Origin of the sequence: Vibrio sp. Isolate32 (assembly GCF_022397955.1) — a bacterium.
GTDB lineage: Bacteria > Pseudomonadota > Gammaproteobacteria > Enterobacterales > Vibrionaceae > Vibrio.
Window position 1 is genome coordinate 25,311 of sequence record NZ_JAKEUQ010000011.1, and the last position, 26,252, is coordinate 51,562.

23 protein-coding genes are annotated in these 26,252 nt (G+C 45.4%); 5 read left to right on the forward strand and 18 right to left on the reverse strand.

Annotation, left to right across the window (positions count from 1 at the left end; genetic code table 11):
* Window positions 1-291: 291 nt before the first annotated feature.
* Complete coding sequence (locus tag L1D11_RS10635; RefSeq protein ID WP_239831650.1) at window positions 292-711, forward strand: secondary thiamine-phosphate synthase enzyme YjbQ; 420 nt, start codon at window positions 292-294, stop codon at window positions 709-711.
* A 116-nt stretch (window positions 712-827) separates the two neighbouring features.
* Here L1D11_RS10635 and L1D11_RS10640 read toward each other — a convergent pair whose 3' ends face one another.
* The 3 genes from L1D11_RS10640 to L1D11_RS10650 are packed head-to-tail and all read right to left on the reverse strand — an operon-like array spanning window position 828 to window position 4,540.
* Window positions 828-2,033: a BamA/TamA family outer membrane protein gene (locus L1D11_RS10640; RefSeq protein ID WP_239831676.1), complete on the reverse strand. Its 1,206-nt coding sequence runs from the start codon at window positions 2,031-2,033 to the stop codon at window positions 828-830.
* Between the two features lie 23 nt (window positions 2,034-2,056).
* A complete protein-coding gene (gene alr, locus L1D11_RS10645) occupies window positions 2,057-3,142 on the reverse strand; it encodes an alanine racemase (protein ID WP_239831649.1) in 1,086 nt (361 codons plus the stop codon).
* Between the two features lie 6 nt (window positions 3,143-3,148).
* Window positions 3,149-4,540 (reverse strand): replicative DNA helicase, encoded by a 1,392-nt coding sequence (locus L1D11_RS10650; RefSeq protein WP_239831648.1) that lies wholly within the window; start codon window positions 4,538-4,540, stop codon window positions 3,149-3,151.
* Between the two features lie 175 nt (window positions 4,541-4,715).
* On the opposite strand from L1D11_RS10650, the gene L1D11_RS10655 reads away from it, so the two are divergent.
* Window positions 4,716-5,600: a DUF481 domain-containing protein gene (locus L1D11_RS10655; RefSeq protein WP_239831647.1), complete on the forward strand. Its 885-nt coding sequence runs from the start codon at window positions 4,716-4,718 to the stop codon at window positions 5,598-5,600.
* A gap of 217 nt (window positions 5,601-5,817) precedes the next feature.
* On the opposite strand, the gene rplI is transcribed toward L1D11_RS10655, so the two are convergent.
* The 5 genes from rplI to rnr form a co-directional block, all read right to left on the reverse strand.
* A complete protein-coding gene (rplI, locus tag L1D11_RS10660) occupies window positions 5,818-6,270 on the reverse strand; it encodes a 50S ribosomal protein L9 (protein WP_010434182.1) in 453 nt (150 codons plus the stop codon).
* 38 nt (window positions 6,271-6,308) lie between these two features.
* Entirely contained in the window at window positions 6,309-6,536 is a 228-nt protein-coding gene (gene rpsR / locus L1D11_RS10665; RefSeq protein ID WP_000090472.1) for a 30S ribosomal protein S18, read from the reverse strand.
* A 112-nt stretch (window positions 6,537-6,648) separates the two neighbouring features.
* Window positions 6,649-7,038: a 30S ribosomal protein S6 gene (gene rpsF / locus L1D11_RS10670; protein WP_004741278.1), complete on the reverse strand. Its 390-nt coding sequence runs from the start codon at window positions 7,036-7,038 to the stop codon at window positions 6,649-6,651.
* A gap of 292 nt (window positions 7,039-7,330) precedes the next feature.
* Window positions 7,331-8,071 (reverse strand): 23S rRNA (guanosine(2251)-2'-O)-methyltransferase RlmB, encoded by a 741-nt coding sequence (rlmB, locus tag L1D11_RS10675; RefSeq protein ID WP_017632696.1) that lies wholly within the window; start codon window positions 8,069-8,071, stop codon window positions 7,331-7,333.
* Window positions 8,072-8,243: 172 nt separating this feature from the next.
* The gene (rnr, locus tag L1D11_RS10680; protein ID WP_239831646.1) at window positions 8,244-10,745 is read right to left on the reverse strand and encodes a ribonuclease R; all 2,502 of its coding nucleotides are present in this window, start codon (window positions 10,743-10,745) and stop codon (window positions 8,244-8,246) included.
* Between the two features lie 247 nt (window positions 10,746-10,992).
* Between rnr and L1D11_RS10685 the strand changes: the two genes are divergently transcribed.
* A complete protein-coding gene (locus L1D11_RS10685; protein ID WP_239831645.1) occupies window positions 10,993-12,402 on the forward strand; it encodes an amidohydrolase in 1,410 nt (469 codons plus the stop codon).
* A gap of 145 nt (window positions 12,403-12,547) precedes the next feature.
* Here the strand turns inward: L1D11_RS10685 and L1D11_RS10690 are convergent, their stop codons facing one another.
* Window positions 12,548-13,183 carry a tetratricopeptide repeat protein gene (locus L1D11_RS10690; RefSeq protein WP_061019827.1) on the reverse strand — a complete coding sequence of 212 codons (636 nt, stop codon included), beginning with the start codon at window positions 13,181-13,183 and terminating at the stop codon, window positions 12,548-12,550.
* Between the two features lie 297 nt (window positions 13,184-13,480).
* On the reverse strand, window positions 13,481-14,797 hold the full coding sequence (locus L1D11_RS10695) for an adenylosuccinate synthase (RefSeq protein WP_239831644.1): 1,317 nt from the start codon (window positions 14,795-14,797) through the stop codon (window positions 13,481-13,483).
* A gap of 172 nt (window positions 14,798-14,969) precedes the next feature.
* Here L1D11_RS10695 and L1D11_RS10700 point away from each other — a divergent pair, with 172 nt between their 5' ends.
* Window positions 14,970-15,158, forward strand: coding sequence for a DUF2065 domain-containing protein (locus L1D11_RS10700; RefSeq protein WP_010434105.1), 189 nt, complete (start codon window positions 14,970-14,972; stop codon window positions 15,156-15,158).
* Window positions 15,159-15,330: 172 nt separating this feature from the next.
* Here the strand turns inward: L1D11_RS10700 and hflC are convergent, their stop codons facing one another.
* From hflC to tsaE, 8 genes are all read right to left on the reverse strand, one after another.
* On the reverse strand, window positions 15,331-16,308 hold the full coding sequence (hflC, locus tag L1D11_RS10705) for a protease modulator HflC (RefSeq protein ID WP_239831643.1): 978 nt from the start codon (window positions 16,306-16,308) through the stop codon (window positions 15,331-15,333).
* A gap of 2 nt (window positions 16,309-16,310) precedes the next feature.
* Window positions 16,311-17,513 (reverse strand): FtsH protease activity modulator HflK, encoded by a 1,203-nt coding sequence (hflK, locus tag L1D11_RS10710; protein WP_239831642.1) that lies wholly within the window; start codon window positions 17,511-17,513, stop codon window positions 16,311-16,313.
* Between the two features lie 27 nt (window positions 17,514-17,540).
* Window positions 17,541-18,848: a ribosome rescue GTPase HflX gene (gene hflX, locus L1D11_RS10715; protein ID WP_017059928.1), complete on the reverse strand. Its 1,308-nt coding sequence runs from the start codon at window positions 18,846-18,848 to the stop codon at window positions 17,541-17,543.
* A 44-nt stretch (window positions 18,849-18,892) separates the two neighbouring features.
* Complete coding sequence (hfq, locus tag L1D11_RS10720) at window positions 18,893-19,156, reverse strand: RNA chaperone Hfq (RefSeq protein WP_017059927.1); 264 nt, start codon at window positions 19,154-19,156, stop codon at window positions 18,893-18,895.
* Between the two features lie 192 nt (window positions 19,157-19,348).
* Window positions 19,349-20,281, reverse strand: a complete 933-nt coding sequence (miaA, locus tag L1D11_RS10725) for a tRNA (adenosine(37)-N6)-dimethylallyltransferase MiaA (protein ID WP_060983120.1) — start codon at window positions 20,279-20,281, stop codon at window positions 19,349-19,351.
* A gap of 144 nt (window positions 20,282-20,425) precedes the next feature.
* Complete coding sequence (gene mutL / locus L1D11_RS10730; protein WP_239831641.1) at window positions 20,426-22,597, reverse strand: DNA mismatch repair endonuclease MutL; 2,172 nt, start codon at window positions 22,595-22,597, stop codon at window positions 20,426-20,428.
* A 90-nt stretch (window positions 22,598-22,687) separates the two neighbouring features.
* A complete protein-coding gene (locus L1D11_RS10735; protein WP_239831640.1) occupies window positions 22,688-24,403 on the reverse strand; it encodes an N-acetylmuramoyl-L-alanine amidase in 1,716 nt (571 codons plus the stop codon).
* Window positions 24,397-24,861: a tRNA (adenosine(37)-N6)-threonylcarbamoyltransferase complex ATPase subunit type 1 TsaE gene (gene tsaE, locus L1D11_RS10740; protein WP_239831639.1), complete on the reverse strand. Its 465-nt coding sequence runs from the start codon at window positions 24,859-24,861 to the stop codon at window positions 24,397-24,399. The genes L1D11_RS10735 and tsaE overlap by 7 nt, the downstream gene beginning before the upstream one ends.
* A gap of 212 nt (window positions 24,862-25,073) precedes the next feature.
* On the opposite strand from tsaE, the gene queG reads away from it, so the two are divergent.
* Entirely contained in the window at window positions 25,074-26,216 is a 1,143-nt protein-coding gene (queG, locus tag L1D11_RS10745; protein WP_239831638.1) for a tRNA epoxyqueuosine(34) reductase QueG, read from the forward strand.
* Window positions 26,217-26,252 lie beyond the last annotated feature (36 nt).

Sequence of the window (26,252 nt, forward strand, 5' to 3'; positions counted from 1 at the left end):
AACGTCACCTAAGTGATGAATAGAACCCCCCGATTAGGCGAAAGTTAATATTTTTCTGTGATGACCAAACCGCGTCACCACTGAAAGATTCTTTGTAATTTTTTTTCACAACGTATTATGCCGCATATGAAGAGCTGTACCTTGAGATAAATCAGGATTAGATTTCCTGAGACAGGAATCGGTACAGACTCTGGCTCTAACATAATTAAATGTGAGCGAGACCTGATAAATTCAAGTTCAAAAGATAGCCTCAAACCACTTTTTTTCCAAATACATTATAAAGGATGGCGTATGTGGATTCAGAAGACTATACACCTAAATGCACAAAAGCGTGGATTTCATCTCATTACTGATGAAATTGAACAACAGATACACGAGATGAACTCTCTATCTGTTGGTTTATTACATCTATTTATTCAGCATACTTCTGCCAGCTTAACGCTCAATGAAAATGCCGATCCGACCGTCCGTAGTGATATGGAGTCACACTTCAACAAGTTTGTGCCCGAACGAGCGCCCTACTACAAGCACACTTATGAAGGCGATGATGATATGCCCGCCCACATTAAAGCATCGACACTTGGCACCAGTGTGACAATCCCGATTAGTAACGGTCGTTTAGCTTTAGGAACATGGCAGGGCATTTACTTAGGTGAACACCGTGATTGCGGTGGCAGCCGTACGGTTATTGCTACCATTCAAGGTGAATAACTTTCAGTAATAAACTATAAAGCACTCGTAAAAACATAATGATAGGCAACAAAAAAGGGTGACACATTTATGTGTCACCCTTTAAAACATGAGATATTCGAGTTAGTAAATCCAGATTAGAAAGGCTGGTTTATCATGACCCTAAAGGTCCCTTCATCGCCGCCTCGCGCTAATTCAGCACGAACAACAATACCTTCAACTTGGAAGCGAACCGCGCCGCCCAAGCTCCACTTCATATCGGTATGCAGTGTTTTGATGTTGTACTCATCAGCAACGCGCCCGACTTCGGCAAAAGCAACCCACTGCCACCAAGGTAAGTCGTAGTAGTTAATCAGTGGGATATCACCCAGTGGTTGCCAGTCTGGAATTACCCTATATTCGGCAGAGTAATGGACTGCAGAACGCCCATGATAACGTCCTCCTGTATAACCTCTTAAACGGTATAAACCACCTAATCGAGCCTGTTCCGTTTCTGGAGGTCGAGCACAATCTTGCCCTGTGCAGTTATCCCAAGTCGGTGTATCCGCAGTATAGAAATCAAATGCTAAGACTTGCTGATCAAACACATCGCCTAACGGACCTAAAGCAAAGTACTGACTGTTTTGAAATGTCCACTTCAGCCATAAATCGTCATTAGACCAACTTTCAGCACCGGTATTGAACTCAAGATTGGTATGAGAACCTTTGGTTGGATTACGTGTGCTATCACGGTTATCCCAATCAAACGCTAAACTAAAGCCTGTCGCCTCTTCACTATTATTTAAACCTTCCAACTCGCGAGAAGTATAAAAAGGTGTAAAGACAATCGAGCTGACACCCGACTCAACTGGCGAAGCAAAGTTCACATCTTTGATAGGTTGGAACGCACCTAATAAACCATGTTTAGCAACATTGCCCCATGGCAACAGATACTTAAACTCAAACTGATAGTTTTCCTCTAAGCCATCGGCAATAGTTTTGTCATCAATCGATGAATCGTTATCGCCTTGGGAGCCGAGGTAATACGGGTTTTCGTTAAAGCGAGCTTGGTACATCTGAGTACTGAACAGTATGTTCTCAGACAGTGCAAAGTTAAAAGCTGATAGGAAACCGACGTAGCTGTCTTTATCTGAATACAGCGCCATACCAAACAGAGCGGCTTGAGGTTGCCAAACACCCTTTGCGACACCAGCAACCCCAAAGGTATTACCCATGGTTTCAGTGCTGAAGTAAAAAGGGACAAAGGCTGAGTCTTTTTCTTCACTCAGGGCTGAAGAAGAAAAGCTCACACCGAGTAATGCCATTGCTGACATCACTAGGTGTCGAGTGGTTCGCTTGAACATCATTTACTGTAATGAGTCCATAGCTACTTCACGTATTCCATCGCTACACGCGAAGTCAGTTTAGTGACCAGCTCGTAAGCGATCGTACCGATATGTTCTGCGACTTCTTCTGAAGGTAAATCTTTACCCCATAATGTCGCTTCATCACCGACTTTATCTGCCGCATCGGGGCCAAGGTCGACCGTTAACATGTCCATAGATACACGACCTGCAATAGGCACTTTTCGACCATTTACAAACACAGGCGTGCCGTTAGGCGCAGTTCGAGGATAACCATCACCGTAACCAATCGCGATAACACCCACTTTGGTGTCACGTTCACTGGTCCAGTTCGCACCATATCCCACGCTTTCACCCGCTTTAACATCACGAACTGCAATCAGGTGCGAGGTAAGAGTCATCACAGGCATAAAGCCAAGTTCTTGTGCTGATTTATCGACAAACGGGGATACACCGTAAGAGATAATACCAGGGCGTACCCAATCAAGGTGACTATCAGGCCAAGCCAACAAACCAGCAGAAGCGGCCAATGAGCGCTCTCCTTCACAACCATCGGTAAGCGACAAGAAAAGCTCAGTCTGTTCAACAGTAGTAGTTCTATCAAGCTCGTCTGCACAGCCGAAGTGGCTCATGTAACGCAGAGGTTTCGCTACGTTCGCACATTGATGCAAGCGCTCAACAAAGTTTTGGTATTGCTCAGGGCGAACCCCTAATCGGTGCATACCACTGTCGACTTTTAGCCATACCACGACGGGTGTTTCCAAATCTGCATTCTCTAGCGCGCTTAGTTGCTCTTCACAATGCACCACTGTTTGAATGTTATTGGTCACTAATATTGGTAAATCGCCCGAAGAATAAAACCCTTCCAGCAACAAAATAGGTTTAACAATGCCACCAGCACGAAGTTGCAGTGCTTCCTCAATACGAGCCACACCAAACGCATCTGAGCTTTTAGAGTGCTTAGCAATGTGCAGTAAGCCGTGACCATAGCCATTGGCTTTGACAACAGACATCACTTTGCACTGCGGGGCTTTCGATTTTATTTGGCTTAGATTGTGCTCAAGCGCATTTAAATCAATGCTCGCGGTCGCCGCTTTCATATATGTCATTAGCGATTACTCGTCATCAAATGCAGGACCTGCATAGTTATCGAAACGGGAGTGTTGCCCTTGGAATGTAAGACGAACCGAACCGATCGGGCCGTTACGCTGCTTCCCGATAATGATTTCAGCGATGCCCTTCAGCGAGCTGTCTGGGTTATACACTTCGTCACGGTAGATGAACATGATTAAGTCGGCATCTTGCTCAATCGAGCCCGATTCACGCAAGTCCGAGTTCACTGGGCGTTTATCGGCACGTTGCTCTAGGGAACGGTTGAGCTGAGAAAGTGCCACAACTGGAACGTTCAACTCTTTCGCTAGCGCTTTAAGGGAACGTGAAATCTCAGCGATCTCAAGGGTACGGTTATCAGACAGTGAAGGTACACGCATCAATTGAAGGTAGTCGATCATGATCATGGAAAGACCATCATGTTCACGAGCAATCCGACGTGCACGAGAACGTACTTCCGTTGGCGTTAGACCTGAGCTGTCATCAATGTACATATTCTTCTTATCCATGAGGATACCCATGGTCGAAGAGATACGAGCCCAGTCTTCATCATCAAGTTGACCGGTACGAATTTTGGTTTGGTCCACGCGAGAGAGGGATGCAAGCATACGCATCATCAGCTGTTCGCCTGGCATCTCTAGCGAGAAGATTAACACCGGTTTATCTTGCTTCATCGCTGCGTTTTCACACAAGTTCATCGCAAACGTGGTTTTACCCATTGATGGACGAGCCGCGACAATGATTAAGTCAGAGCCTTGCAGGCCTGCTGTTTTCTTATTGAGATCGTTAAAACCAGTATCGACACCTGTCACACCATCTTGAGGCGTTTTGTACAGGATCTCGATACGCTCTAATGTTTTCTCTAGAATGCTATCAACATTCTGTGGACCTTCGTTTGCACTTGCACGGCCTTCGGCAATCGCGAAAACTTTACTTTCAGCCAGATCAACAAGCTCTTCCGATGTACGACCTTGAGGGTCATAACCAGAGTCCGCAATCTCATTCGCGACACCGATCAAGCTACGAACGAGTGCACGTTGCGCCACAATATCCGCATACGCGTTGATATTTGCGGCACTTGGTGTGTTTTTCGCAAGATCAGCAAGGTAGGCAAAGCCTCCCACTTCTTCAAGCTGCTCACGCAGCTCTAAATGTTCAGAGAGTGTAATAAGATCCAGCGGAGAACTTTCTTCAAGGATATCCTTTACCGCTTCAAAGATCAGACGGTGAGGACGGCTATAAAAGTCTTTGGCCACCACCTTTTCGGCAACCGTATCCCAGCGTTCGTTATCTAATAACAAGCCGCCAATAACAGATTGCTCAGCTTCTAATGAATGTGGCGGGACCTTGATGGCGTCCACCTGATCGTTGGCTGATTTCTGACTTTTGGTATCCACTATGACTACACTCAATAACTAATAATGATCGTTCATTATACCCAAGAACACTCATTTGTAATCCGATCCTATGAGTTTGTTTTATTCTTCAGGAAGAATTTACTTATTGCTGACGGAATTAACCAAGGGTAGCATTACGATCTCGCCATTCATTCACTGTATAACTGAGGTATGCGTGTCCAAACTATTGGCTCTGAGCACTGGTCTTCTAAGCACTGGTCTCCTGAGCGCTCCGATGGCTTTAGCTGATGATGCTAAAACCGATGTTGATGCAATCCTCGACTCGATAGTAGTACCAGAACCTACTGCTGAGCCGATCGTCGTTGCACCAGCACCAGAAGAAAAAGATATGGATATCGCCCCAAGTGATACGAGTGACACTGAACTGCCAAGCCCACTAAAAACTGAAGTCGAATTTGGATATCAGTCGCATACTGGTAATTCCGATTCACGGGCGCTTAACGCACGCCTTAACGGTGAGTACACGGCTGGCCGTCATAGAACCAGTGGTGAATGGAAATACTACAACCTCTACAAAGATGGCGAAGAAGATAAAAGGCAATCGACTTACTCGGCTCAGAGTGACTACAAGTTAAGCCCTAAAACCTACCTTTACGGCAGCTTTAAAGGGGTAGACTCACGATACAGTGCTTACTTTAAGGACTACACCATTTCGAGCGGTCTGGGTTATCAGTTTTCGAATACTGAAGAGTTTGTATTGGAAGTCGAAGTGGGCCCAGGTTTTCGTTACCAAGAGCCAAACCTCGATGAGATCGACGATGATGACATCATCTTCCCTGAGATTGTTGAAGAAGCGATTTTTCGTGGCAACGTGAATACGTCTTGGCAGGTATTGAAGAACTTGCAACTCAAGGCAGACGTGACGCTTGTATCTGGTCACAGTAACCTAAAGTTTGATACTGAACTCGAAGCCATCAACGATATTACTGACAATATCGCACTGAAGATCGCTCACTCTCGACAGTACCACGATAAGGTACCTGACGGATTAAGCAAAGAAGACTCTGTACTGTCGATTAACCTGCTCTTTCAATTCTAGTTTCAAGAGCAATTCTAGTCTCAAGACCAATTCTAATATTAAGACCACATATAACCTTAAGAACAGCTTGTTCAGGTATAACAGCTTTTGGATCACCATAAGCTTGTTACTTACTATAACCCTTCCTTGTACTTTCCTATATTTCAGACATAAAAAAACACCAGCCGAAGCTGGTGTTTAAAACTTTCAAAAGAAAGAATTCGTCTTGGTACTGAAATTACTCAGCTGCAACGATAGCGATTTTCGCAGTAGCAAAAACTTCAGAGTGAAGTTGGATGCTTACTTCGAATTCGCCGATGTTACGTAGAGCGCCTTCAGGTAGGCGTACTTCGCTCTTAGCTACTGCAACACCTGCCGCTGTAATAGCGTCAGCGATGTCACGAGTACCGATAGAACCGAATAGTTTACCTTCGTCACCAGCTTTAGAAGCGATTGTAACGCCTTCTAGAGTGTTAACGCTCTCTGCACGAGCTTCAGCAGCAGCTAGTTGCTCAGCAACTTTAGCTTCTAGTTCAGCACGACGAGTTTCGAACATAGCAACGTTGTCTTTAGTTGCCATAACTGCTTTACCCTGTGGGATAAGGAAGTTACGAGCGTAACCAGATTTAACGTTTACTTGGTCGCCAAGGCCACCTAGGTTACCGATCTTATCAAGTAGAATAACTTGCATTATCTTAGTCCTCTTAAACTATTATTAACTATTACCGATTACTGATGCTTGTCAGTGTACGGTAGTAGAGCTAGGTAACGAGAACGCTTGATAGCGCGAGCTAGTTGACGCTGGTACTTAGCGCTTGTACCAGTGATACGGCTAGGTACGATTTTACCAGCTTCAGTGATGTAGTTTTTAAGAGTTGCTACGTCTTTGTAGTCAATCTCTTGTACGCCTTCTGCAGTGAAACGGCAGAATTTACGACGACGGAAGAAACGAGCCATGGGCTATCTCCTGATCTTAAATTTAGTAAAGCGGTCTTTCACAATTATCGAAATAACTATCAACGACCTAAAACAAGTTGAGAATTTTTTAAGGCATTAAGCCAAAAAAGAATTACTCAGCAGCTGCTTCTGGTTTAGCTTCTGTACGCTCTTCGCGACGAGGAGCACGCTCTGCACGCTCTTCTTTTTGCTTAAGCATAATAGATTGCTCAGTCACAGCGCCTTTAGTGCGCATGATCATGTTACGTAGAACTGCATCGTTGAAACGGAAAGCAGTTTCTAGCTCGTCAATCACTTCTTGACCAGCTTCAACGTTCATAAGAACGTAGTGAGCTTTGTGAAGCTTGTTGATTGGGTAAGCCATTTGACGACGACCCCAGTCTTCTAGACGGTGGATAGTACCGCCAGCTTCAGTGATAGAACCAGTGTAACGCTCGATCATGCCAGCAACTTGCTCGCTTTGATCAGGGTGAACCATGAATACGATTTCGTAATGACGCATTTGGTTGCTCCTTACGGATTATTAGCTTCCACGAGTGGCCCGGTCGTCCAGAGGAAGCAAGGAACTAAAGATAAATGACCGAGTTTTAAGGACGGCAAATATTATAGAAAGAACCCTGTATTGGCAAGTGGTATTTGGCGAATAATGAAACAGTTTTTCTTTCGCCATCTAGCCATCCAACAAACCAATAAGCCTGTCTACTATCACCAAAAAAGAAACGCCCACCAGCAAGTGGTGAGCGTTAATAAATTCATAGACTTAAAGTCGTTTTGCCTTTTGATTCAGCTTAATGCTATTGAGCTAGGCGTTGACGTACCGCTTCGAACAGACAGATGCCTGATGCTACCGAAACGTTTAGGCTCGATACGCTACCAGCCATCGGGATCTTAATTAGGTCATCACAGGTTTCACGCGTTAGACGACGCATACCGTCACCTTCTGCCCCCATAACAACCGCAAGAGGGCCTGTTAGCTTCGCTTGGTAGATATCATGCGTAGCTTCACCAGCCGTACCTACAAACCATACGCCCTGCTCTTGCAGTGCACGCATTGTGCGAGCTAGGTTGGTTACACGTACTAACGGAACCGTTTCAGCCGCACCACACGCAACCTTGCTTACCGTTGCTGTTAACGGCGAAGAGCGATCTTTCGGTACAATAACCGCAGCCACACCTGCGGCATCGGCGTTACGTAGACAAGCACCAAGGTTGTGCGGGTCTGTTACGCCATCTAGAACCAACAGCAACGGCTGTTCGTGCTGCGCTAGGATGTCGTCTAAGTGAGTTTCGTTAAGCTGCTTAGCTGGCTTCACCTTAGCGATAATACCTTGGTGATTCGCACCTTGTGCTTTTTCATCCAGCGGCTTACGACCCATCTGTTGAATCGACACACCAAACTGTTGCAGTTGGTTCAGTAATGGAAGAAGACGCTCGTCTTGGCGACCTTTCAGTACATACGCTTCGATAAAACGTGCAGGATCTTTTTCTAGTACGGCTTTCACCGCGTGAATACCGTAAATAAATTCGTTACTCATTGTCTCAGGTTACTCATATTGCTCAGAGAAGAATGACATCAATGCCGATGTATCCCTCTCTGCGTTGTTCATTTCGAGAGTATGCGTCTTACGCCTGATACTCTCGCATTAAAGTCATTTCACACTAAATCAGTTAGGCGCTAAAGCTGATTAGCAACGCGCGTTATTAGCCTTAAGACTTATCAGCCTTTGGCTTACGGCTTGCAGCACGCTTTTTCTTTGCGCGAGCTTTAGCAGCACCGGTTTTATTCGCTGGCTTTTTCTTCTTAGCAGAGCTTTCACTGCTTCCATCAGGTCGCTTAGTTGGCTCAACCATAGGTTTCGCTGATACACCCGGCTTATTGCTCTTCACTGCTGAACGCTTCTTGCTTTTCGCCTTTTTCATCGCTTCTGCTGCACGCTTCTTGGCTGTTTTGCCTTTACCACGCGGCTGACGATCGGTGTCTTCTAAGTCAAAGTCGATTTGGCGAGTTTCTAAGTTAACCGCAGAAACCTTCACTTTAACCGAATCACCCAAGCGGTAGATATTACCAGAGCTTTCACCTACGAGACGCTGACCAACAGCATCAAATTGGTAGTAATCATTCGCTAGCGCTGAGATATGTACCAAGCCATCGATGTGCAGTTCAGTTAAACGAACAAAGAAGCCGAAACCCGTCACGTTGGCAATTACACCATCCATCACTTCACCGACATGGTCTTGCATGTATTCACACTTCAACCAGTCGTTTACTTCACGCGTTGCGTCATCAGCACGACGCTCAGTCATTGAACACTGTTCGCCGTAGAAGTCCATATCATCGAAAGTGTAATGGTAACCACCCGTTGGCGTCCAACGCTCGCTGTTACGACCACCTCCTTTCGCAATAAGGTACTTAATCGCACGGTGTAGTAGCAAGTCAGGGTAACGACGAATCGGCGAGGTAAAGTGAGCATAGCGTTTAAGGGCTAAGCCAAAGTGACCCGCGTTATCCGCGTTGTAGACCGCTTGCTTCATTGAGCGCAACAGCATGGTTTGGATTAACTCACGGTCTTCACGTTCGTTAATCTGCTGCATCAGTTGTGCATAGTCTACCGGAGATGGTGATAGGCCACCTTCCAGCGTTAAACCTAATTCACTTAAGAAGCTCTTGAAGCCCATTAAGCGCTCTTCGCCCGGAGTTTCGTGAACACGGTACAGAGCAGGCTCTTTCGCCTTTTCTACGTAAGATGCCGATGCGATGTTCGCCAGAATCATACACTCTTCGATGATCTTGTGTGCATCGTTACGGATTACCGGTTCAATACGGTCGATCTTACGATCTGCATTGAAGATAAATTTAGTTTCTACCGTTTCAAACTCAATCGCACCACGCTCATCACGCGTTTTCTTAAGTACTTTGTACATCTTGTGCAGTTCTTCAAGATGCGGCACTTCTGGCTCATAACGCTCGCGAAGTTCTTCATTGCCATCTAAGATCGCGCCTACTTTGTTGTAAGTAAGACGAGCATGAGAGTTCATTACCGCTTCGTAGTGCTTGTAGCCCGATAGCTTACCTTTGTCTGAGATAGTCATCTCACATACCATACATAAGCGGTCTACTTGTGGGTTCAAAGAACACAGGCCGTTAGAAAGCACTTCTGGCAGCATTGGCACCACTTGTGACGGGAAGTATACCGAGTTACCACGGTTAATTGCTTCTTTGTCTAGCGCGGTATCTGGGCGAACGTAGTAACTTACGTCAGCAATCGCTACCCATAGGCGCCAGCCGCCGCCTTTCTTCGCTTCACAGTAAACGGCATCATCGAAGTCACGCGCATCTTCACCATCAATGGTAACCAATGGCAGTTTACGCAGGTCTACACGTCCTTCTTTTGCTTCTTCAGGAACATGTTCACCGAGGTTTTCGATTTGCTTATCTACCGCTTCAGGCCACTCTTGTGGGATCTGGTGAGTACGGATCGCAATTTGCGTTTCCATACCCGGCGCCATATTCTCACCAAGAACTTCGGTCACTTTACCCATCATGTTACGAGAACGACCGCCGCGATCCGTAATTTCAATCACAACCACATTACCCATTCGAGCACCGCCTTTATGCTCAGTAGGGATCTGGATATCATGACTAATACGCGAATCATCAGCAACCACATAAGAATGGCCGTACTCTAAGAAGAAACGACCAACAAGTGGCGTTTTACGCTCTTCAAGCACACGAACCAAACGGCCTTCACGACGACCACGTTTACTGTTATCAGTAGGCTGAACTAATACGTAATCACCGTGCATGATGGTTTTCATCTGGTGATGCGGCAGTACGATATCATTGTCTTTACCCACACTGCCGTCTGGGCGAACCCAACCATGACCGTCTTTATGACCAATCACATAGCCTTTGATCAGTTCCATCTTCTCAGGCAATGCGTAGCACTGACGACGAGTAAAGATAAGCTGTCCATCACGCTCCATTGCACGTAAACGTCGACGCAGCCCTTCATATTGTTCCTCTCCAGCAAGACCCAAAGCTTCGAATAGATCGTTGCGGTTCATCGGAATATTCGCATCTGTTAGAAACGAAATAATGAACTCTCGGCTTGGTACTGGGTTATCGTAATTTTTCGACTCTCGGTCGGCAAAAGGATCAACAGTGGTTGTCGCTGTCGTGTTTTCTGACATTGGTGTGTTTTTTGACATAGGCGGGCCTGCTTAAGCAAGGAAGGTATATACCCCTAGTATATCTGATGCTAGGGGTAAGCTACAGATATGCTTTGGAAAACACTCAAATAACCTCAGATTGATACATATCTTCACTTTGTGAAACATCACGTCATAGACGTGGACTATCATCAAAATTTCAAGCAAACGATAAAACAAACGTTTGCGCCATGAATGAAATACACTATTATCCACGCACTTTACCAACTCCTGTTCTGAGTATGATATGAAACTAAAACGCACCTTATTGGCTTCAGCAATGGCAAGCCTAGCTCTATTTCCCTTTGCAAGTTCAGCAATGGAAAAAGCTGACCTAATGATTACCGATGCGATGGTTCTCACCATGAACCAAGAAAAAACGGTTTATGAGAGCGGAACGGTTGTCGTCAAAGACAATAAAATTATTGCGGTTGGCGATGCTTCACTAGAGAAGCAATACAAGGCTGAGCAAGTGCTTGACGTTGATGGCGACATCGTAATGCCAGGTCTAATCAATACTCATACTCACGTATCAATGACAGTTTTCCGTTCGTTGGCCGATGACGTGCCAGATCGTCTGCACCGCTACATCTTCCCACTAGAGAAGAAGCTGGTCTCACGAGACATGGTGCGCATTGGTGCGAACCTAGGTAACGTTGAAATGGTGAAAGGCGGTGTGACCACTTACGCCGACATGTACTACTTCGAAGATGAAGTCGCAAAAACCGTCGATAAGATCGGTATGCGTGCCATCCTTGGTGAAACTGTGATTAAGTTCCCTGTAGCCGATGCAGCTAACGCAGAAGAAGGCATCAAGTACGCGTTGAACTTCATTGAAGAATATAAAGATCACCCGCGAATCACACCAGCGTTTGCACCGCATGCTCCTTACACCAACACCACAGAGATCCTGCAGAAAATATCTAAGCTATCCCTAGAGTTAGATGTTCCAGTAATGATTCACCTTGCAGAGTCACACCGTGAAGAAGAGAAAATTGCAGAACGCTCAGATGGCTTATCTCCAGTTCAATACATGGACAGCATTGGCGCACTCAACAAAAACTTGGTGGGTGCACACATGATCCTAGTAGACGATCATGATATCGAACTGGTGAAAAAATCGGATATGGGCGTGGCTCACAACATGAGCGCCAACATCAAGTCAGCAAAAGGCGTATCACCAGCGCTTAAGATGTATGACGAGAACGTACGTATCGGTTTAGGTACTGATGGCCCAATGTCTGGTAACACACTGAGCACCATTGATGAATTCAACCAAGTCGCTAAGGTTCACAAGCTCGTTAACAAAGATCGTGCAGCAATGCCGCCGATCAAAGTGATCGACATGGCGACAATGGGTGCAGCAAAAGCGCTGCACATGGAAGATAAGATCGGCTCTCTTGAAGCTGGCAAACTAGCCGACATCATAGTGATCGATACCAAAGCGCCAAACATGGTTCCAGTATACAACCCATACTCAGCACTGGTGTACTCTGCTAACTCGGGCAACGTTCGCCACTCCATCGTTGATGGTAAGATCATCATGCAAGATCGCGACATGCTAACAGTCGACGAAGATAAGATCCGCCAAGAAGCACTCGACTTCACTAAGGTTGTTCGTGAAACGGTCATTGAGTCGGGTGAGGTTGTTCAGTAGCCCCTCAGATCAATCACAGTAAGTAAATGATCAAAAAAGGCCTCGCTGATATTCATCTGCGAGGCCTTTTTAATGTATTTTTTATATCGAGATAGATGGTTAACGAGTGCAGTTATTAATCATCAACTCTAATTTAATCATCGCTTTACCAAAACACGTCTCGACGCTTTGCCCGAGCAATAATGTTGTCTGGCATTCTCTGTTCCAGACCGCTACGAAGCACCGTGATACGCTTATGTTGTCTTTGGTCTGCCGTTACTGAGTTATACAACCAACGGTAAGCATCTTCATAATCCAATGGACTACCGTAGTCACGCAGCAAGAGTTCCGCTAAGTGAATGCTCGCACTTAAGTTCCCCATAGAGGCCGCTTCACGTAGATACGGAATCGCACGCTCTTTGTCTTGTTGTACCAAAGTACCACGAGAGTAATAACGACCTAACTGCTCTAGTGCAGCGGGCAAACCTTGATGTGCTGCGTTTTCCATATAGTAAAGGCCAAGCTCTACATCTTGTGGAACACACACACCCCAAGCCAACATATCACCGTATAAAAACTCATAAGAAGGCAAGCTAATCCGCGTTGCACGAGCAACGATATCTTCAACTAACTGGCACTTATCAGCTTTCACTCGTTCTAGATGTTGATTATTTTCGATTAAATTAATCAGTTCAGCTTCTGTATATATTGGAACGGGCTCTCCCACATCAGCCAAATTTGCATGACTCAAGGGTGAGCTCAGCGCCATTATTAATGAAGCTGCTACAATTCGTAGCTTCATACCTGCACTCTATTATCTATCGCTAAAGTTATCTATTGAGGGGGCAGAGGATTTCTACACGCACAAAACAGGGTGAACTTCACTTTCCATGATATCTATATCGGCAATAACCCTGATGGCTTTAGACAAAACTTGCCGCTAATGGGCAATATTTTGCCAGATGGCGTTCAAAAGATCATCAACGACGGCTTCGTTTTCAAATTACAGGTACAAAAAAGCCGACTTAATAAAGTCGGCTTTTAGAAACGATTTAATTATCAAAGCACTTTACGTGCTGTGGTAATCACTCAGCGGGCATTACGCGCCGTATGGGTGAACCTTGATGATAGTTTCGTTACGATCTGGGCCAGTTGATACGATATCAATTGGAACGCCAGTTAGGTCTTCGATACGCTTAATGTAATCTAGAGCAGCTTGTGGAAGCGCGTCGATAGATTTAGCACCAAATGTGTTTTCAGCCCAACCTGGCATTGTTTCGTAGATTGGCGTCGCTTCTTCGAATGACTCAGCAGCCATTGGAGAAACTTCTAGGATAGAACCATCTTTCATCTTGTAACCAGTACAGATTTTTAGTTCTTCTAGGCCATCTAGAACGTCTAGTTTAGTTAGACACATACCAGATAGAGAGTTGATTTGGATTGCACGACGCATAGCAACAGCATCGAACCAACCAGTACGACGTAGACGACCCGTTGTTGCGCCAAACTCGTGACCAACATCGCCTAGGTGTTTACCAACTGGGTCTTGCTTCTCAAGGCCATCGTATAGCTCAGTAGGGAATGGACCTGAACCAACACGAGTACAGTAAGCCTTAGTAATACCAAGGATGTAACCGATGTGACGAGGACCGAAACCAGAACCTGCAGCAACACCACCAGCAGTCGTGTTAGAAGACGTTACGTATGGGTAAGTACCGTGGTCGATATCTAGTAGCGTACCTTGAGCACCTTCGAACATGATCTTGTCGCCGCGCTTACGTGCTGCGTCTAGTTCGTCAGTTACGTCGATAATCATCGCAGTTAACATGTCTGCGTAGCTCATCGCTTGCTCAAGAACTTCTTCGTAGCTTACTGTTTCAGCTTTGTAGAAGTGCTCTAGTTGGAAGTTGTGGAACTCCATAACTTCTTTTAGCTTCTCAGCAAATGCTTCTTTATCGAAAAGGTCGCCAACGCGTAGACCGCGACGAGCAACTTTATCTTCGTAAGCTGGACCGATACCACGACCTGTTGTACCGATAGCTTTAGCGCCACGAGCGATTTCACGCGCGTTGTCGATTGCAATGTGGTACGGAAGAATTAGAGGACAAGCTTCAGAAATGAAAAGACGCTCACGTACTGGGATACCGCGATCTTCAAGAGGCTTCATTTCTTTTAGAAGTGCGTCAGGCGATAATACTACACCGTTACCAATAACACATTTAACGTTATTGCGTAGGATACCTGATGGAATTAAGTGAAGAACGGTTTTTTCACCGTCAATTACAAGTGTGTGACCTGCATTGTGACCGCCTTGGTAGCGAACCACGTATTTTGCATCTTCAGTTAAAAGGTCAACGATTTTACCTTTACCTTCATCACCCCATTGGGTGCCTAGAACGACTACGTTATTTCCCATCTTTCCAATTTCTGTTGCTAATTAAAAATGGATTCTAGCACTGAATCACACTTCTTGCAGTCACTTTTTGTCCATAAACGCTAACGCTGTACAAAAACAAACCAGCGATAACTGAAGGCGAATGTATGAAGATACTGATATCATTGCTTTTTTACAAACAAAAGGCAGCACCATGTCTCAATCTATTTGGCTCGCTATTGGGCTCGTACTTATTGTTGAAGGGCTCGGTCCCTTGATTGCCCCCAATGGCTGGAGAAACATGGTCGCGCAACTGAGCGAACAACCAGACACGCAACTGCGTCGTATTGGCGGCTGTCTTGTGGTGGCAGGAGCGGTTATCGCTTTCATGACCTACCGCTAGGTTTCTATAAATACTACTCTGTTGAACACCTTCCTTCGCGCCCCAATAGTGAACCCGCAAACATGTCTCGCTCTTAGATAAGCCGGAGAAAACAAAAAGGCTCCCATGATGGGAGCCTTTTAAGTTTTAACGTATTTTGCTTATTGAGCTAAGCATTCGCTAACGCATCAGCTTATTTTGCTGGAGCGCCGCTTGCTTGATTCATGTATTGGAAGAAGTCAGTCTTCGGATCCAGTACTAGAATGTCGCTCTTATCGCTAAATGATGTCTCATAAGCTTGCAATGAACGCATAAAGCCGTAGAACTCAGGATCTTTGCTGAAAGCATCCGAGTAGATCTTAGCTGCTTCTGCATCTGCATCACCACGAGTGATTCGAGCTGTACGGTCAGCTTCTGCAAGAACGGTTGCCACTTCTAGCTCAGCTTGAGCTCGAATAACTTCAGCACGCTCACGACCTTGAGAACGGTGTCTACGAGCAACCGATTCACGTTCTGCACGCATACGGCGGTAGATAGATTCACTGATTTCGTCAGGAAGGTTAATCTTCTTCATTCGGAAATCAACAACTTCAACACCTAAATCAGCCATCGCACTTTCTGACGTTCCAGACAAAACGTTTTCCATGATCTTATCGCGTTCGCCATCAACTTCTAGAGCTTCTGCAGCCGCTACCGTTGTGACAACTTCACTATCAGCAGAGTCTGGCAGGATGTCCTTATTACGAGGGCCTGACACGATCTGCTTAATTTCACGAGAACCAATTTCAGAACGAAGAACATCTGTCACTTTACGCTCAAGAAGTGCTTCTGCCGTCATGATATTGCCGCCGCCGGTACTCAGATAAAAACGTCCAAAATCAGCAATACGCCATTTTGCGTATGTATCAATTAGAACGTCTTTTTTCTCTGATGTTACGAAACGGTCAGAACGACCATCCATCGTTTGAATTCGAGCATCAAGTACTTTTACGCGATCAAACAGTGGCAGTTTAAAGTGCAGGCCTGGTTCATAGATTCGTGATACGCCGTTGTCATCGAGAACTCGACCAAAACGAATTACCATGCCACGCTCGCCTTCTTGAATCACAAACAGTGACATTAATAGAAGGGCAATCGTCACAACTAATACAGGGATCATTAATTTACGCATTATTAGTATCTCCCTTGACGTGAACTGTCTGAGCGAGTTTGAGTGCTAGACTTTGGATCCGCTTGTTTTTCTAATTCAATTTGATCGTAAGTTGATGGTGCTTTTGCAGGGCGAGTGCCCGGCTGAGAACCACCTTGCGCGCCTAGCTTATCAATTGGTAAGTAAAGCAAGTTACCACTTGATTCAGAATCAATCAGGACTTTCGATGTGCTTGAGTACACTTTTTCCATTGTATCTAGATACATACGGTTACGTGTTACTTCTGGTGCAGCTTGGTATTCAGGTAGCAGTTTCTCGAACTGAGCTACTTGACCTAGAGCACCATTAACTGTGCGCTCTGAGTAACCCACCGCTTCTTTCTTCAAACGCTCAGCACGACCTGTTGCTTTTGGAAGAATGTCATTTCGGTATGCTTCAGCTTCACGCTCGAAACGCTCTTCATCCTCACGAGCCGCGATAGCATCATCAAATGCATCTTTCACTTGCTCAGGTGGACGTGCTGACTGGAAGTTCACGTCAACAATCAGAATACCCATATCGTAGCTATCGATAATGCGGTTTAGTGTTTCTTGAGTGCTTTGACGAATCTGCTGACGACCACTAGTTAGGATGCTATCCATCAGTGAGTCACCAATTACTGCACGAAGCGCAGAATCGGTTGCTTGGCGTAAACTGTCGTCTGCATTCGTTACACGATACAAGTACTTGTATGGGTCAGAAACACGGTATTGAACACCCATTTCAACCGTCACAACGTTTTCGTCTTTAGTCAGCATGGTGCCTGACGCGCGCAAAGAACGAATCGCTTGAACGTTGACGAGTTGCTCATCGCTGATTTCATCGATGAAGCGTGGGTGCCAGTTAAGACCAGGTTCTTCGATACGGTCGAACTGACCCAGTCGAAGTACTACTGCTCTTTCTGCTTCGCCAACGGTGTAGAAACCAGCGAAGAACCAGATAGCAATAGCAATAACGGCAATGACACCAAAGCCAATTGCACCGCCACCACCAATAGATGGTCCGTTACCGTTACCACCCTTTTTACCAAACTTGCCACCTAACTTTTGACTCAGTTTATTAAACACTTCGTCTAGATCTGGCGGTCCTTGATCTCGGCCGCCGCGATTATTTTTATTACCCCAAGGGTCATTATCGCGGCCGTTATTATCGCCGTTGTTGTTATTTCCAGGCTCATTCCACGCCATTAGAAAGCTCCATCATTTGATATGACGTTATACTGTAGCAGTCTCTTTGGTAACGATAAAGTCACCTAAGAGCGCCCCTTCTCTTTTTTCAAGTTTAGACCAATCTATTTGTTGCATTCGGATATCTATCAACAAGTTACCATTTTCATCATACTCTTCTTGTTGAATACATTTCATCTCGAAGAATAAGCTACGAATACGTCCCTGATGTTGATGTGGAATACACAATCGGAATTGAACCATTTGGCTAGCTAAACGCTCAGTTAAAGCTTCAAACAGCAGTTCAATACCTTCTCCTTCCATTGCAGAAACCCAAACAGCGCGAGGTGCGCCCTCTTCGTCTCTTTCAATTCGAGGTTTTTGGTCTTCCATGCAGTCAATTTTGTTCATGACTACAAGGGTTGGCACTTCATGGGCATCGATTTCTTCTAATACTTCATGAACAGCCTGAATGTTCTCACGAAAACGGTCATCACTGGCATCAACAACATGTAACAAAATGTCAGCTTCCTGCGTCTCTTGTAATGTTGCCTTAAACGCAGCGACCAAGTCGTGTGGTAGATGGCGGATAAAACCTACGGTATCTGCGAGAATTGCAGGCCCGACATCTGCCAAATCAATCTTACGTAGTGTTGGGTCTAGGGTTGCAAACAATTGATCTGCTGCATAAACACCCGCACTTGTGATGCGATTGAAAAGTGTTGATTTCCCTGCATTGGTGTAACCAACCAAAGAAATTGTTGGGATTTCAGCTCGATTACGAGCACGTCGTCCTTGTTCACGCTGCTTAGCGACTTTCGCTAAACGACGCAGTATTGCCTTTATACGGTCACGCAACAAACGTCGATCGGTTTCCAGTTGAGTTTCACCTGGACCACGAAGACCAATACCACCTTTCTGCCTTTCAAGGTGAGTCCAACCACGAATCAATCGGGTAGAGATATGACGAAGTTGAGCGAGCTCAACTTGTAGCTTACCTTCATGCGTTCGCGCACGTTGTGCAAAGATATCTAAGATCAAACCCGTGCGATCAATCACACGACATTTACACAATTGCTCGAGGTTTCGCTCTTGGGCAGGAGATAGGGAGTGGTTAAAAATCACAATTTCAGCACCGGTTAGCTGAACAGCTTGTGCGATTTCTAGGGCTTTACCTTCTCCAACGTAGTATTTAGGGAGTGGGGATTGTCGGCTACCAGTAATCACTTGTAGCGTTTCTACCCCCGCTGAGGAGACCAGCATTTCACATTCACTTAGGTCTTCCCACTCTCCCTCTTGCGTGAAGTTGATATGAACAAGTACGGCTCGCTCGCCGGATTCATAACGGTCAAACAAGCAACCAACTCCTTATTACAGCGTAAGCTGTATCAATTGAACGATTAATCTTCAGTCTTCTCTGGACGATCAGATGGCGTGCGTTGCTCGCCGCTGTGGTGACTAACTGCACGTGCAGGTACCACAGTAGAAATCGCATGCTTGTAAACCATTTGGTTTACTGTGTTCTTCAATAAGATCACGAATTGATCGAAAGACTCGATCTGACCTTGCAGCTTAATGCCGTTAACAAGATAGATAGAGACTGGAATGCGCTCACGACGGAGTGCATTTAGGAATGGGTCTTGTAGCGATTGCCCCTTAGCCATTTTATTTTCCTTATTTGTATTTTGTTGTAATTATTTAGCTAGTGGTGCACAAAAAGGTGCGGCCTTTGCATCTGAGCTAAATGAATAAAAAAACTCCGTTGTTATTGAAAGGCTGTGATTTTAAAAAGCCTCAATAACGGATCCTTTCCAGAGTATATTCACGCAAAACCGATCACATTATACACAGCAATACTAATCAGATGCTATTGCATCTGAAAGAGTTTCTAACGCTTGATCAATGTTTTCGCTATCTAACCAAGTTAAATCATCCCAACTGCGCAACCAGGTGATTTGTCGCTTGGCCAACTGACGGGTTGCACAGACACCACGGAAAACCGCTTCGTCTAAATCACAATTACCGTCTAAATAATCCCACATCTGCCTATAACCAACGCATCGGATCGATGGCAATTCAGGATGAAGATCTTCTCTGGCGTACAGCGCCTTCATTTCTTCTTCAAATCCTGCTTCGATCATCTTCTCGAAACGCAGCTCAATGCGGCGATGGAGTTCTTTCCTTTCCTTGGGAGCTATTGCAAATTGTTTTACACGAAATGGCAGGCTATCGCCTTTCGTTTGAGTTAGCTCGGTTAATGTTTTACCCGAAATTCGGTAAACTTCCAATGCCCTTGAAAGCCTTTGTGGATCATTTGGGTGTATTCTTTCAGCGGATACGGGATCAATCTCTCTTAATTGATCGTGCAATGCCTGCCAACCCTGTTCGATAGACTCTGCTTCAATCTGCTTACGAATCTCTTGATCTGCGGCCGGTAATGGCGATAAGCCTTCCAACAATGCCTTGTAGTAAAGCATTGTACCACCAACCAGTAACGGGATTTTTCCTTCCGCTACAATCTTATTCATTTCATTGATCGCATCACGACGAAAATCTGCCGCAGAATACGCCTCGCTTGGATCGAGAATATCAATTAAGCGATGGGGCGCGAGCGCAAGCTCTTCCGCATCCGGTTTAGCGGTGCCGATATCCATGTCTTTGTAGATAAGTGCCGAATCGACGCTGATGATCTCTACTGGGTATTTCTGACGTAAGCGGATAGCTAAATCTGTTTTTCCTGATGCCGTTGGGCCCATTAAAAACAACGCTAAAGGTAATTTTTCAGTCATGATAGTTAGTATTTGTTTCTCAGTTATAGCGCTTTATAGCAAAGGGCTTTTTGTCACGATGGATTCGGTTGCGAAAAAAGTCCCATTGTAAAAAATAAAATCATACACAGCCTAAGCCGTAAATAAGCTTAATTTACCAATAAACTAAGCCATGAATGCCGCAATAGTCGCCGAAAAGTCGATAGTATTAACAAACTCAGGATCATCTAATGGAAGTAGACCATGCCAAAGTTGTTCAAGTTCCCCAACTAATTGAACCGCTTCAGATAAAGTGTAGTCGCTTTTTACTTGTGCGGTTTGAATCCCGATCCAGTTGACCAATGATGGTAACAGGTCGTTGGAAACATTAGCCGCGTGATTATCAACAATCTGAGCGTTTAATGAAGCCGCGTAAGATAACAGATCCGGGATCAGAATTTGTAAGTTTTGCTGCCTTAATGGAGAAGGTACCCCCATCACCATCACGGCTTCACTGCTTCGTGCTTTAAGTTCAATACCAAGTAATGCCAGTGTTTGGCTCAATGCCTTAGCGACCTCAACTAGCTCGCTACCTAACTTGATGGATAAAGGCACCAATAATGGTTGGCTCTTTAACGCGCCATCACGCGTGTCTAGCTGGCCAATAACGCGCAGTAACTCCGCTTTAGCCAAAGAGACCAACACACAGCCATTCTTATTGCCCATCACTAGATACTGACGTTCCACAATCGAGACCGCTTTGCCCAAGTCCGTCACAGGTACTCTTGGCTTCAAATGAATTGGATTCTGTTGAGTCGGCTTAGCTTGTGTTGCTTTTACTGGTACCACATGGTCTTGTGGTGAAGATGGCTGTACAACTTGATCATCAAAATCTGGCGTTTTCAGAAGCTCTTTGTAGGCTTTCACTTCTCGCTTAGAGGGCGCGGGTTCACCATGATGCTGGTGCGGCTCTTTTTCTTTTTTAGGTTCAGGTCGAGACTCGATCCACGCTTGGCTAGGAGATTCTATGAAACTGCTCTTACTAGCAGGCGAGCTTCGGCCAGCTGATAAACTTGGACTGGTTGATGAAGCATAATGTCGCCCGCCATCATTAACACTGTGTTGAGGTTTATTGTAATCCTGCTCAAATTCAGCTTTTCTCGGGTAGGCAGGAGTCTGCTCAATGGCGTGGCGCTCCCTATCTGAGACCTGTGCGTCATCCGAGTTACTTTGTGTAATGTTTGTTTGTTCATAGAAGCCAGCTGTATCACCCGTTTCAGTCATTGAACCATCTTGCTGAGAATTCGACGCTTCTGATTGATGGAAAGCAGACTGATTGATAGGTACGGCATCGATTTGCTTGCTCTGTGCTAAGCCATCACTCAATGCTTGGTAAATGAAATCATGTACAAGACGAGCTTGGTGAAAACGCACTTCGTGTTTTGCAGGGTGAACATTCACATCCACCTGATGTGGATCTAACTCAATGAACAACACATACGTCGCAAATTGGTCTGGTCGCAGGCTAGTCTCATAACTTTGACGAATCGCATGATTGATCAGCTTGTCACGCATCATACGGCCATTCACATAACAGTATTGCAGATCGCTTTGCTGTCTTGCCCCTTCAGGCGTGGTGATCCAGCCATGAAGTTTTAAGCCCTGATGCTCAAGTTCGATCTTAAGCATATGGCGAACAAAAGGGTTGCCACATACCGCAGCGATGCGTTTTTCAGCTTGAACTTGTGTTTTGGCAGCGCGGTACTGGCGAATCATTTTTCCGTTATGACGGAGGTTGATCGTCACATCAAAGCGACTCAATGCGATGCGTTTAAGCAGCTCATCTATATGCGTAAATTCGGTTTTCTCAGTGCGTAAGAACTTGCGGCGTGCTGGCGTATTGAAGAACAGATCCAACACTTCAACCGAGGTGCCAATAGGATGCGCGGCAGGCTGCAGTTTAACCTGCATATCACGGCCTTCACTGTGTGCTGCCCAAGCTTGATCTTGAGTGGCAGGGCGTGAAGTCATGGTTAAGCGCGCAACAGAGCTAATACTTGCGAGCGCTTCACCACGAAAACCAAGGCTAACGATCGCCTCAAGATCATCAAGGGTATGAATCTTAGAGGTAGCATGACGACTCAGTGCCAAGGCAAGTTCATCTTTGACGATGCCCTTACCGTTGTCACGGACGCGGATCATCTTGGCGCCACCCTTTTCGATATCAATATCGATACGCGTCGCACCTGAATCCAAACTGTTCTCAACCAACTCTTTCACAACAGAAGCTGGTCTTTCCACCACTTCACCTGCTGCGATTTGGTTCGCTAACCGAGCTGGCAGTATTTTGATCGTCATATTTATAGCTACCTTACTGCCATCTATAGAAACACTTCTCGCGTTAGAGATTGCTTCTATGTTCTAAGCATTACTTACGCATTGCCTCAACTACTTATGCGGAATAATCAGTACTTGTCCAATCGCCAGTTCATCAGAACGTAGCTTGTTCGCTTGGCGAATACTGTTGACGCTCACGCCGTATTTCGAAGCAATCTTGCCAAGGTAATCACCTCTTGCAACTTTGTGTTTGCGCAGAGGAACATCTTTCACTTCAACCGTAATACGTAACTTTTGGCCCACTCTCACAGTCTCTGATTTCAAGCGGTTCTCACGTTTGATATCTGCAACCCGTACTTTGTAACGGCTAGCTATCTTACCTAGGTACTCTCCAGACTTAACCGTGTGGGTTATGGTCTTGGTTTTGACTACGCTGCTAAACGATGAGCCTGAAGCAGTGCTTGGAATCTTAATAACCTGACCGATAGCTAGGCTGCTCGATTTCAGCTTGTTGAATTTCATCAACGCTTGTGTCGACGTGCCATATTTACTAGCAATCACAGACAGAGACTCACCACGGGACACTTTATGTTGGCTCACGCTACCCGTTGATGACGTCGCATTAGACAGGATAATCCCTTCTGGCGGGTTAGCCTTCAAATATGTAACGACCGCTTTGGTCACTGCTCGTGCCAATTTATCTTGGTGAGAACGTTGGAAGAGAAGCTTCTCTTCGGTCGGATTCGAAATAAAGCCCGTCTCGACCAAGACCGATGGTATCTGTGGTGAACGTAATACCGCTAAACTGGTATTGATTGGTTTACTGTTATGAAGCTTAGCAACCTTACCCATCTCAGACAGAATGGTTGTTGCAAGCTTATAGCCCTCTTTCTGTGAGTGGCTGAACTGTAAATCAAGCAGAGTTTGGTTTACGTTCTTATCATCAATATTGCCAGTGAAAGCCGCACCGCTACCACCGAGTAATTCAGACTGCTTCTCTTTGTTCTCGATCCATCGAGAGATCTCTGTATTTGCACGTCGAGTGTTCAACACAAACACCGAACCACCTCGTGGTTGAGGGGTAGTAAAAGCATCCGCATGAATAGATATAAACAGATGAGCTTCGTTTTCACGAGCAATCGCGACACGTCGGTTAAGGTTTACAAAATAGTCGGCATTACGGGTCATGCGAGTTTTGATCCCAGGGACCGCATCCAACTGTGTAGCCACTTTGCGCGAAATACTTAAAACGGTATTCTTCTCATACTTTCCAGACGGCCCAATAGAGCCTGGATCCTCACCGCCGTGACCAGGGTCAATCACGATCAGAATATCTTTCTGACGTTTAACCTGATTAATATTTTTGCTAACCGTTGGTTTACTCGGCTTCGACGTCGCTTTACTTGCCGCACCATGAGGTAAGTCGATCACCAGACGATGTCCGTACTGACCTCCCGGAGTCGGGCTGAGTTTAAACAACTCCGCTATAGAGGACTTCTTCAACTCAAAAACCAAGCGATATGTGTTTTTGTCTGGCGGAGAGCTCTTACGAATCTTAGATAGAACAGGGCTATCTTTCACCACGACCGGTAGCTTAGTTGCAAGGTTAGTATTTTTTAAATCGACGACTAAACGACTCGGGCTACTCAGAGTGAAATAGCTAAAGTCCGCTTCTGATTTTAAGTCGATAACCACACGAGTTTCTTCCGGAGAAGGCCAAACCCTTAGACTTTTCAGTGAGTTCGCAGAAACAAGTGAAGAAAACAGTATAGAAAAAGCAGCAGCCATCATGGCCAATGCGGAAATAAGGCGTTTAGAAATCAACATAACTCCAACTGACTAAGTAAGCGCTGTCCGTATTCACTACTAGCGGTTAAAGAAACAATACGGTGATCGTCTTGGTAACGAATATCAATGTCCAAATCTGCTTCTGGTAGCATCCCATAACCTTTCTCAGGCCATTCAATCAAACAGATAGCATCCGAAGTAAAATAGTCACGAATTCCCATGAACTCTAACTCTTCTGGGTCGGCTAGGCGATAAAGGTCAAAGTGGTACACCTGCCAATCGGCAAGCTGATAAGGTTCGACTAGAGTATACGTAGGGCTCTTCACATTGCCTTGATGGCCAAGTGCTTTTACAAAGCCACGACTGAAGGTCGTTTTACCCGCGCCAAGATCACCATGCAGATAAATAGTTGTCTGCTGTGAGCAAAGATTAGAAAGCTCCGTTCCTAATTGAATCGTTGCTTGTTCATCTTTCAAAGTAAATTGTTTCGTGCTCATGAATGCGTTCTCTAAAAATCGATCGTTGGCTACATAAAAATCAAAAGAACAAGAATAGTAAACCGTGATGCTTTTGGGAGACAAGCACTCAAGTGTAAGTTCTATGAAAAATACTGCTCAAAACACGTCTGTTCTGGTCAACACCACCAAGATCAGTTAAAATCCGCCCCCCATTTTTGCCGAACCGAATTTTAATCGATAAGAATCAAGCCATGAATCTAGAGCATCTTGCTGAAAAAATTAAAATCTGGGGAAAAGAGCTCGGCTTTCAAAAAGTTGGCATCTGCGATGTAGACTTAAGTGAACACGAAGCCCCTCTTCAAGCATGGCTAGATGCTGGCAACCACGGCGAAATGGATTGGATGGCTCGACATGGGATGATGCGTGCACGTCCCGATGAACTTCACCCAGGCACAATTCGAGTGATCAGCGCTCGAATGAATTACCTACCACCAGAAGCTCAGTTCGCCTCTAACCTAAGCGATACCACTCAAGGCTATATCAGCCGTTATTCTTTAGGCCGCGACTATCACAAATTGTTCCGCAACCAGTTGAAAAAGCTGGGACAAAGAATTGCAAAAGAAGTCGAAGGTTTAGACTCACGCCCATTCGTCGATTCAGCGCCCATTTTGGAAAGACCGCTCGCTCAAAAAGCAGGGTTAGGCTGGACAGGTAAACACTCATTAATTCTTGATAAAGACGCTGGCTCTTGGTTTTTTCTAGGAGAGTTGTTAGTTAACATCCCTCTTCCAGTCGATGTACCCAGTGTCGATGAGTGTGGTAAATGCACCGCCTGTATCACCTCTTGCCCAACAGGTGCCATTATTGATGATGGCGTCGTTGATGCGCGTAAGTGTATCTCGTATTTAACCATTGAATATAGTGGTGTGATCCCTGAAGAATTTAGAGATGCAATTGGTAATCGTATTTATGGTTGTGATGACTGTCAGTTAGTTTGCCCGTGGAATCGTCATGCCGAACTCACAGAGCAAACAGACTTTCATCGTAGAGAAGATTTCCAAGAAGCCGATCTGGTTTCACTTTCAAGTTGGGACGAAGCAACCTTCCTAAAGAAAATGGAGGGCTCCGCAATAAGACGTATCGGCCACACCCAGTGGCTGCGCAATATCTTTGTTGCTATGGGCAATGCGCCATTTCAACAACGCATTGTTGAAACACTAGAGTCTCATCAAGGCACAAACGATATGTTGGATGTGCATATTGAGTGGGCTTTGAATAAACAACTACAACAGTTACCCAACGCGAGCGGCATGCAACAAGCCAACGGCAACACCTCCACCAAAAAGCACAGACTTATACGTATCGTTGAGAAAGGACTACCAAGAGATGCTTAGCCCTTTAAGCATCAACGATTGGCAGCTTTACCTAGA

What these genes read in the sequence shown, in the direction of transcription:
- L1D11_RS10635 (WP_239831650.1), top strand. Translation starts at nt 292, where the DNA reads ATGTGGATTCAGAAGACTATACACCTAAATGCACAAAAGCGTGGATTT.
- L1D11_RS10640 (WP_239831676.1), bottom strand. Translation starts at nt 2,033, where the DNA reads ATGTTCAAGCGAACCACTCGACACCTAGTGATGTCAGCAATGGCATTA.
- alr (WP_239831649.1), bottom strand. Translation starts at nt 3,142, where the DNA reads ATGACATATATGAAAGCGGCGACCGCGAGCATTGATTTAAATGCGCTT.
- rplI (WP_010434182.1), bottom strand. Translation starts at nt 6,270, where the DNA reads ATGCAAGTTATTCTACTTGATAAGATCGGTAACCTAGGTGGCCTTGGC.
- rpsR (WP_000090472.1), bottom strand. Translation starts at nt 6,536, where the DNA reads ATGGCTCGTTTCTTCCGTCGTCGTAAATTCTGCCGTTTCACTGCAGAA.
- rpsF (WP_004741278.1), bottom strand. Translation starts at nt 7,038, where the DNA reads ATGCGTCATTACGAAATCGTATTCATGGTTCACCCTGATCAAAGCGAG.
- rlmB (WP_017632696.1), bottom strand. Translation starts at nt 8,071, where the DNA reads ATGAGTAACGAATTTATTTACGGTATTCACGCGGTGAAAGCCGTACTA.
- rnr (WP_239831646.1), bottom strand. Translation starts at nt 10,745, where the DNA reads ATGTCAAAAAACACACCAATGTCAGAAAACACGACAGCGACAACCACT.
- L1D11_RS10685 (WP_239831645.1), top strand. Translation starts at nt 10,993, where the DNA reads ATGAAACTAAAACGCACCTTATTGGCTTCAGCAATGGCAAGCCTAGCT.
- L1D11_RS10690 (WP_061019827.1), bottom strand. Translation starts at nt 13,183, where the DNA reads ATGAAGCTACGAATTGTAGCAGCTTCATTAATAATGGCGCTGAGCTCA.
- L1D11_RS10695 (WP_239831644.1), bottom strand. Translation starts at nt 14,797, where the DNA reads ATGGGAAATAACGTAGTCGTTCTAGGCACCCAATGGGGTGATGAAGGT.
- L1D11_RS10700 (WP_010434105.1), top strand. Translation starts at nt 14,970, where the DNA reads ATGTCTCAATCTATTTGGCTCGCTATTGGGCTCGTACTTATTGTTGAA.
- hflC (WP_239831643.1), bottom strand. Translation starts at nt 16,308, where the DNA reads ATGCGTAAATTAATGATCCCTGTATTAGTTGTGACGATTGCCCTTCTA.
- hflK (WP_239831642.1), bottom strand. Translation starts at nt 17,513, where the DNA reads ATGGCGTGGAATGAGCCTGGAAATAACAACAACGGCGATAATAACGGC.
- hfq (WP_017059927.1), bottom strand. Translation starts at nt 19,156, where the DNA reads ATGGCTAAGGGGCAATCGCTACAAGACCCATTCCTAAATGCACTCCGT.
- miaA (WP_060983120.1), bottom strand. Translation starts at nt 20,281, where the DNA reads ATGACTGAAAAATTACCTTTAGCGTTGTTTTTAATGGGCCCAACGGCA.
- mutL (WP_239831641.1), bottom strand. Translation starts at nt 22,597, where the DNA reads ATGACGATCAAAATACTGCCAGCTCGGTTAGCGAACCAAATCGCAGCA.
- L1D11_RS10735 (WP_239831640.1), bottom strand. Translation starts at nt 24,403, where the DNA reads ATGTTGATTTCTAAACGCCTTATTTCCGCATTGGCCATGATGGCTGCT.
- tsaE (WP_239831639.1), bottom strand. Translation starts at nt 24,861, where the DNA reads ATGAGCACGAAACAATTTACTTTGAAAGATGAACAAGCAACGATTCAA.
- queG (WP_239831638.1), top strand. Translation starts at nt 25,074, where the DNA reads ATGAATCTAGAGCATCTTGCTGAAAAAATTAAAATCTGGGGAAAAGAG.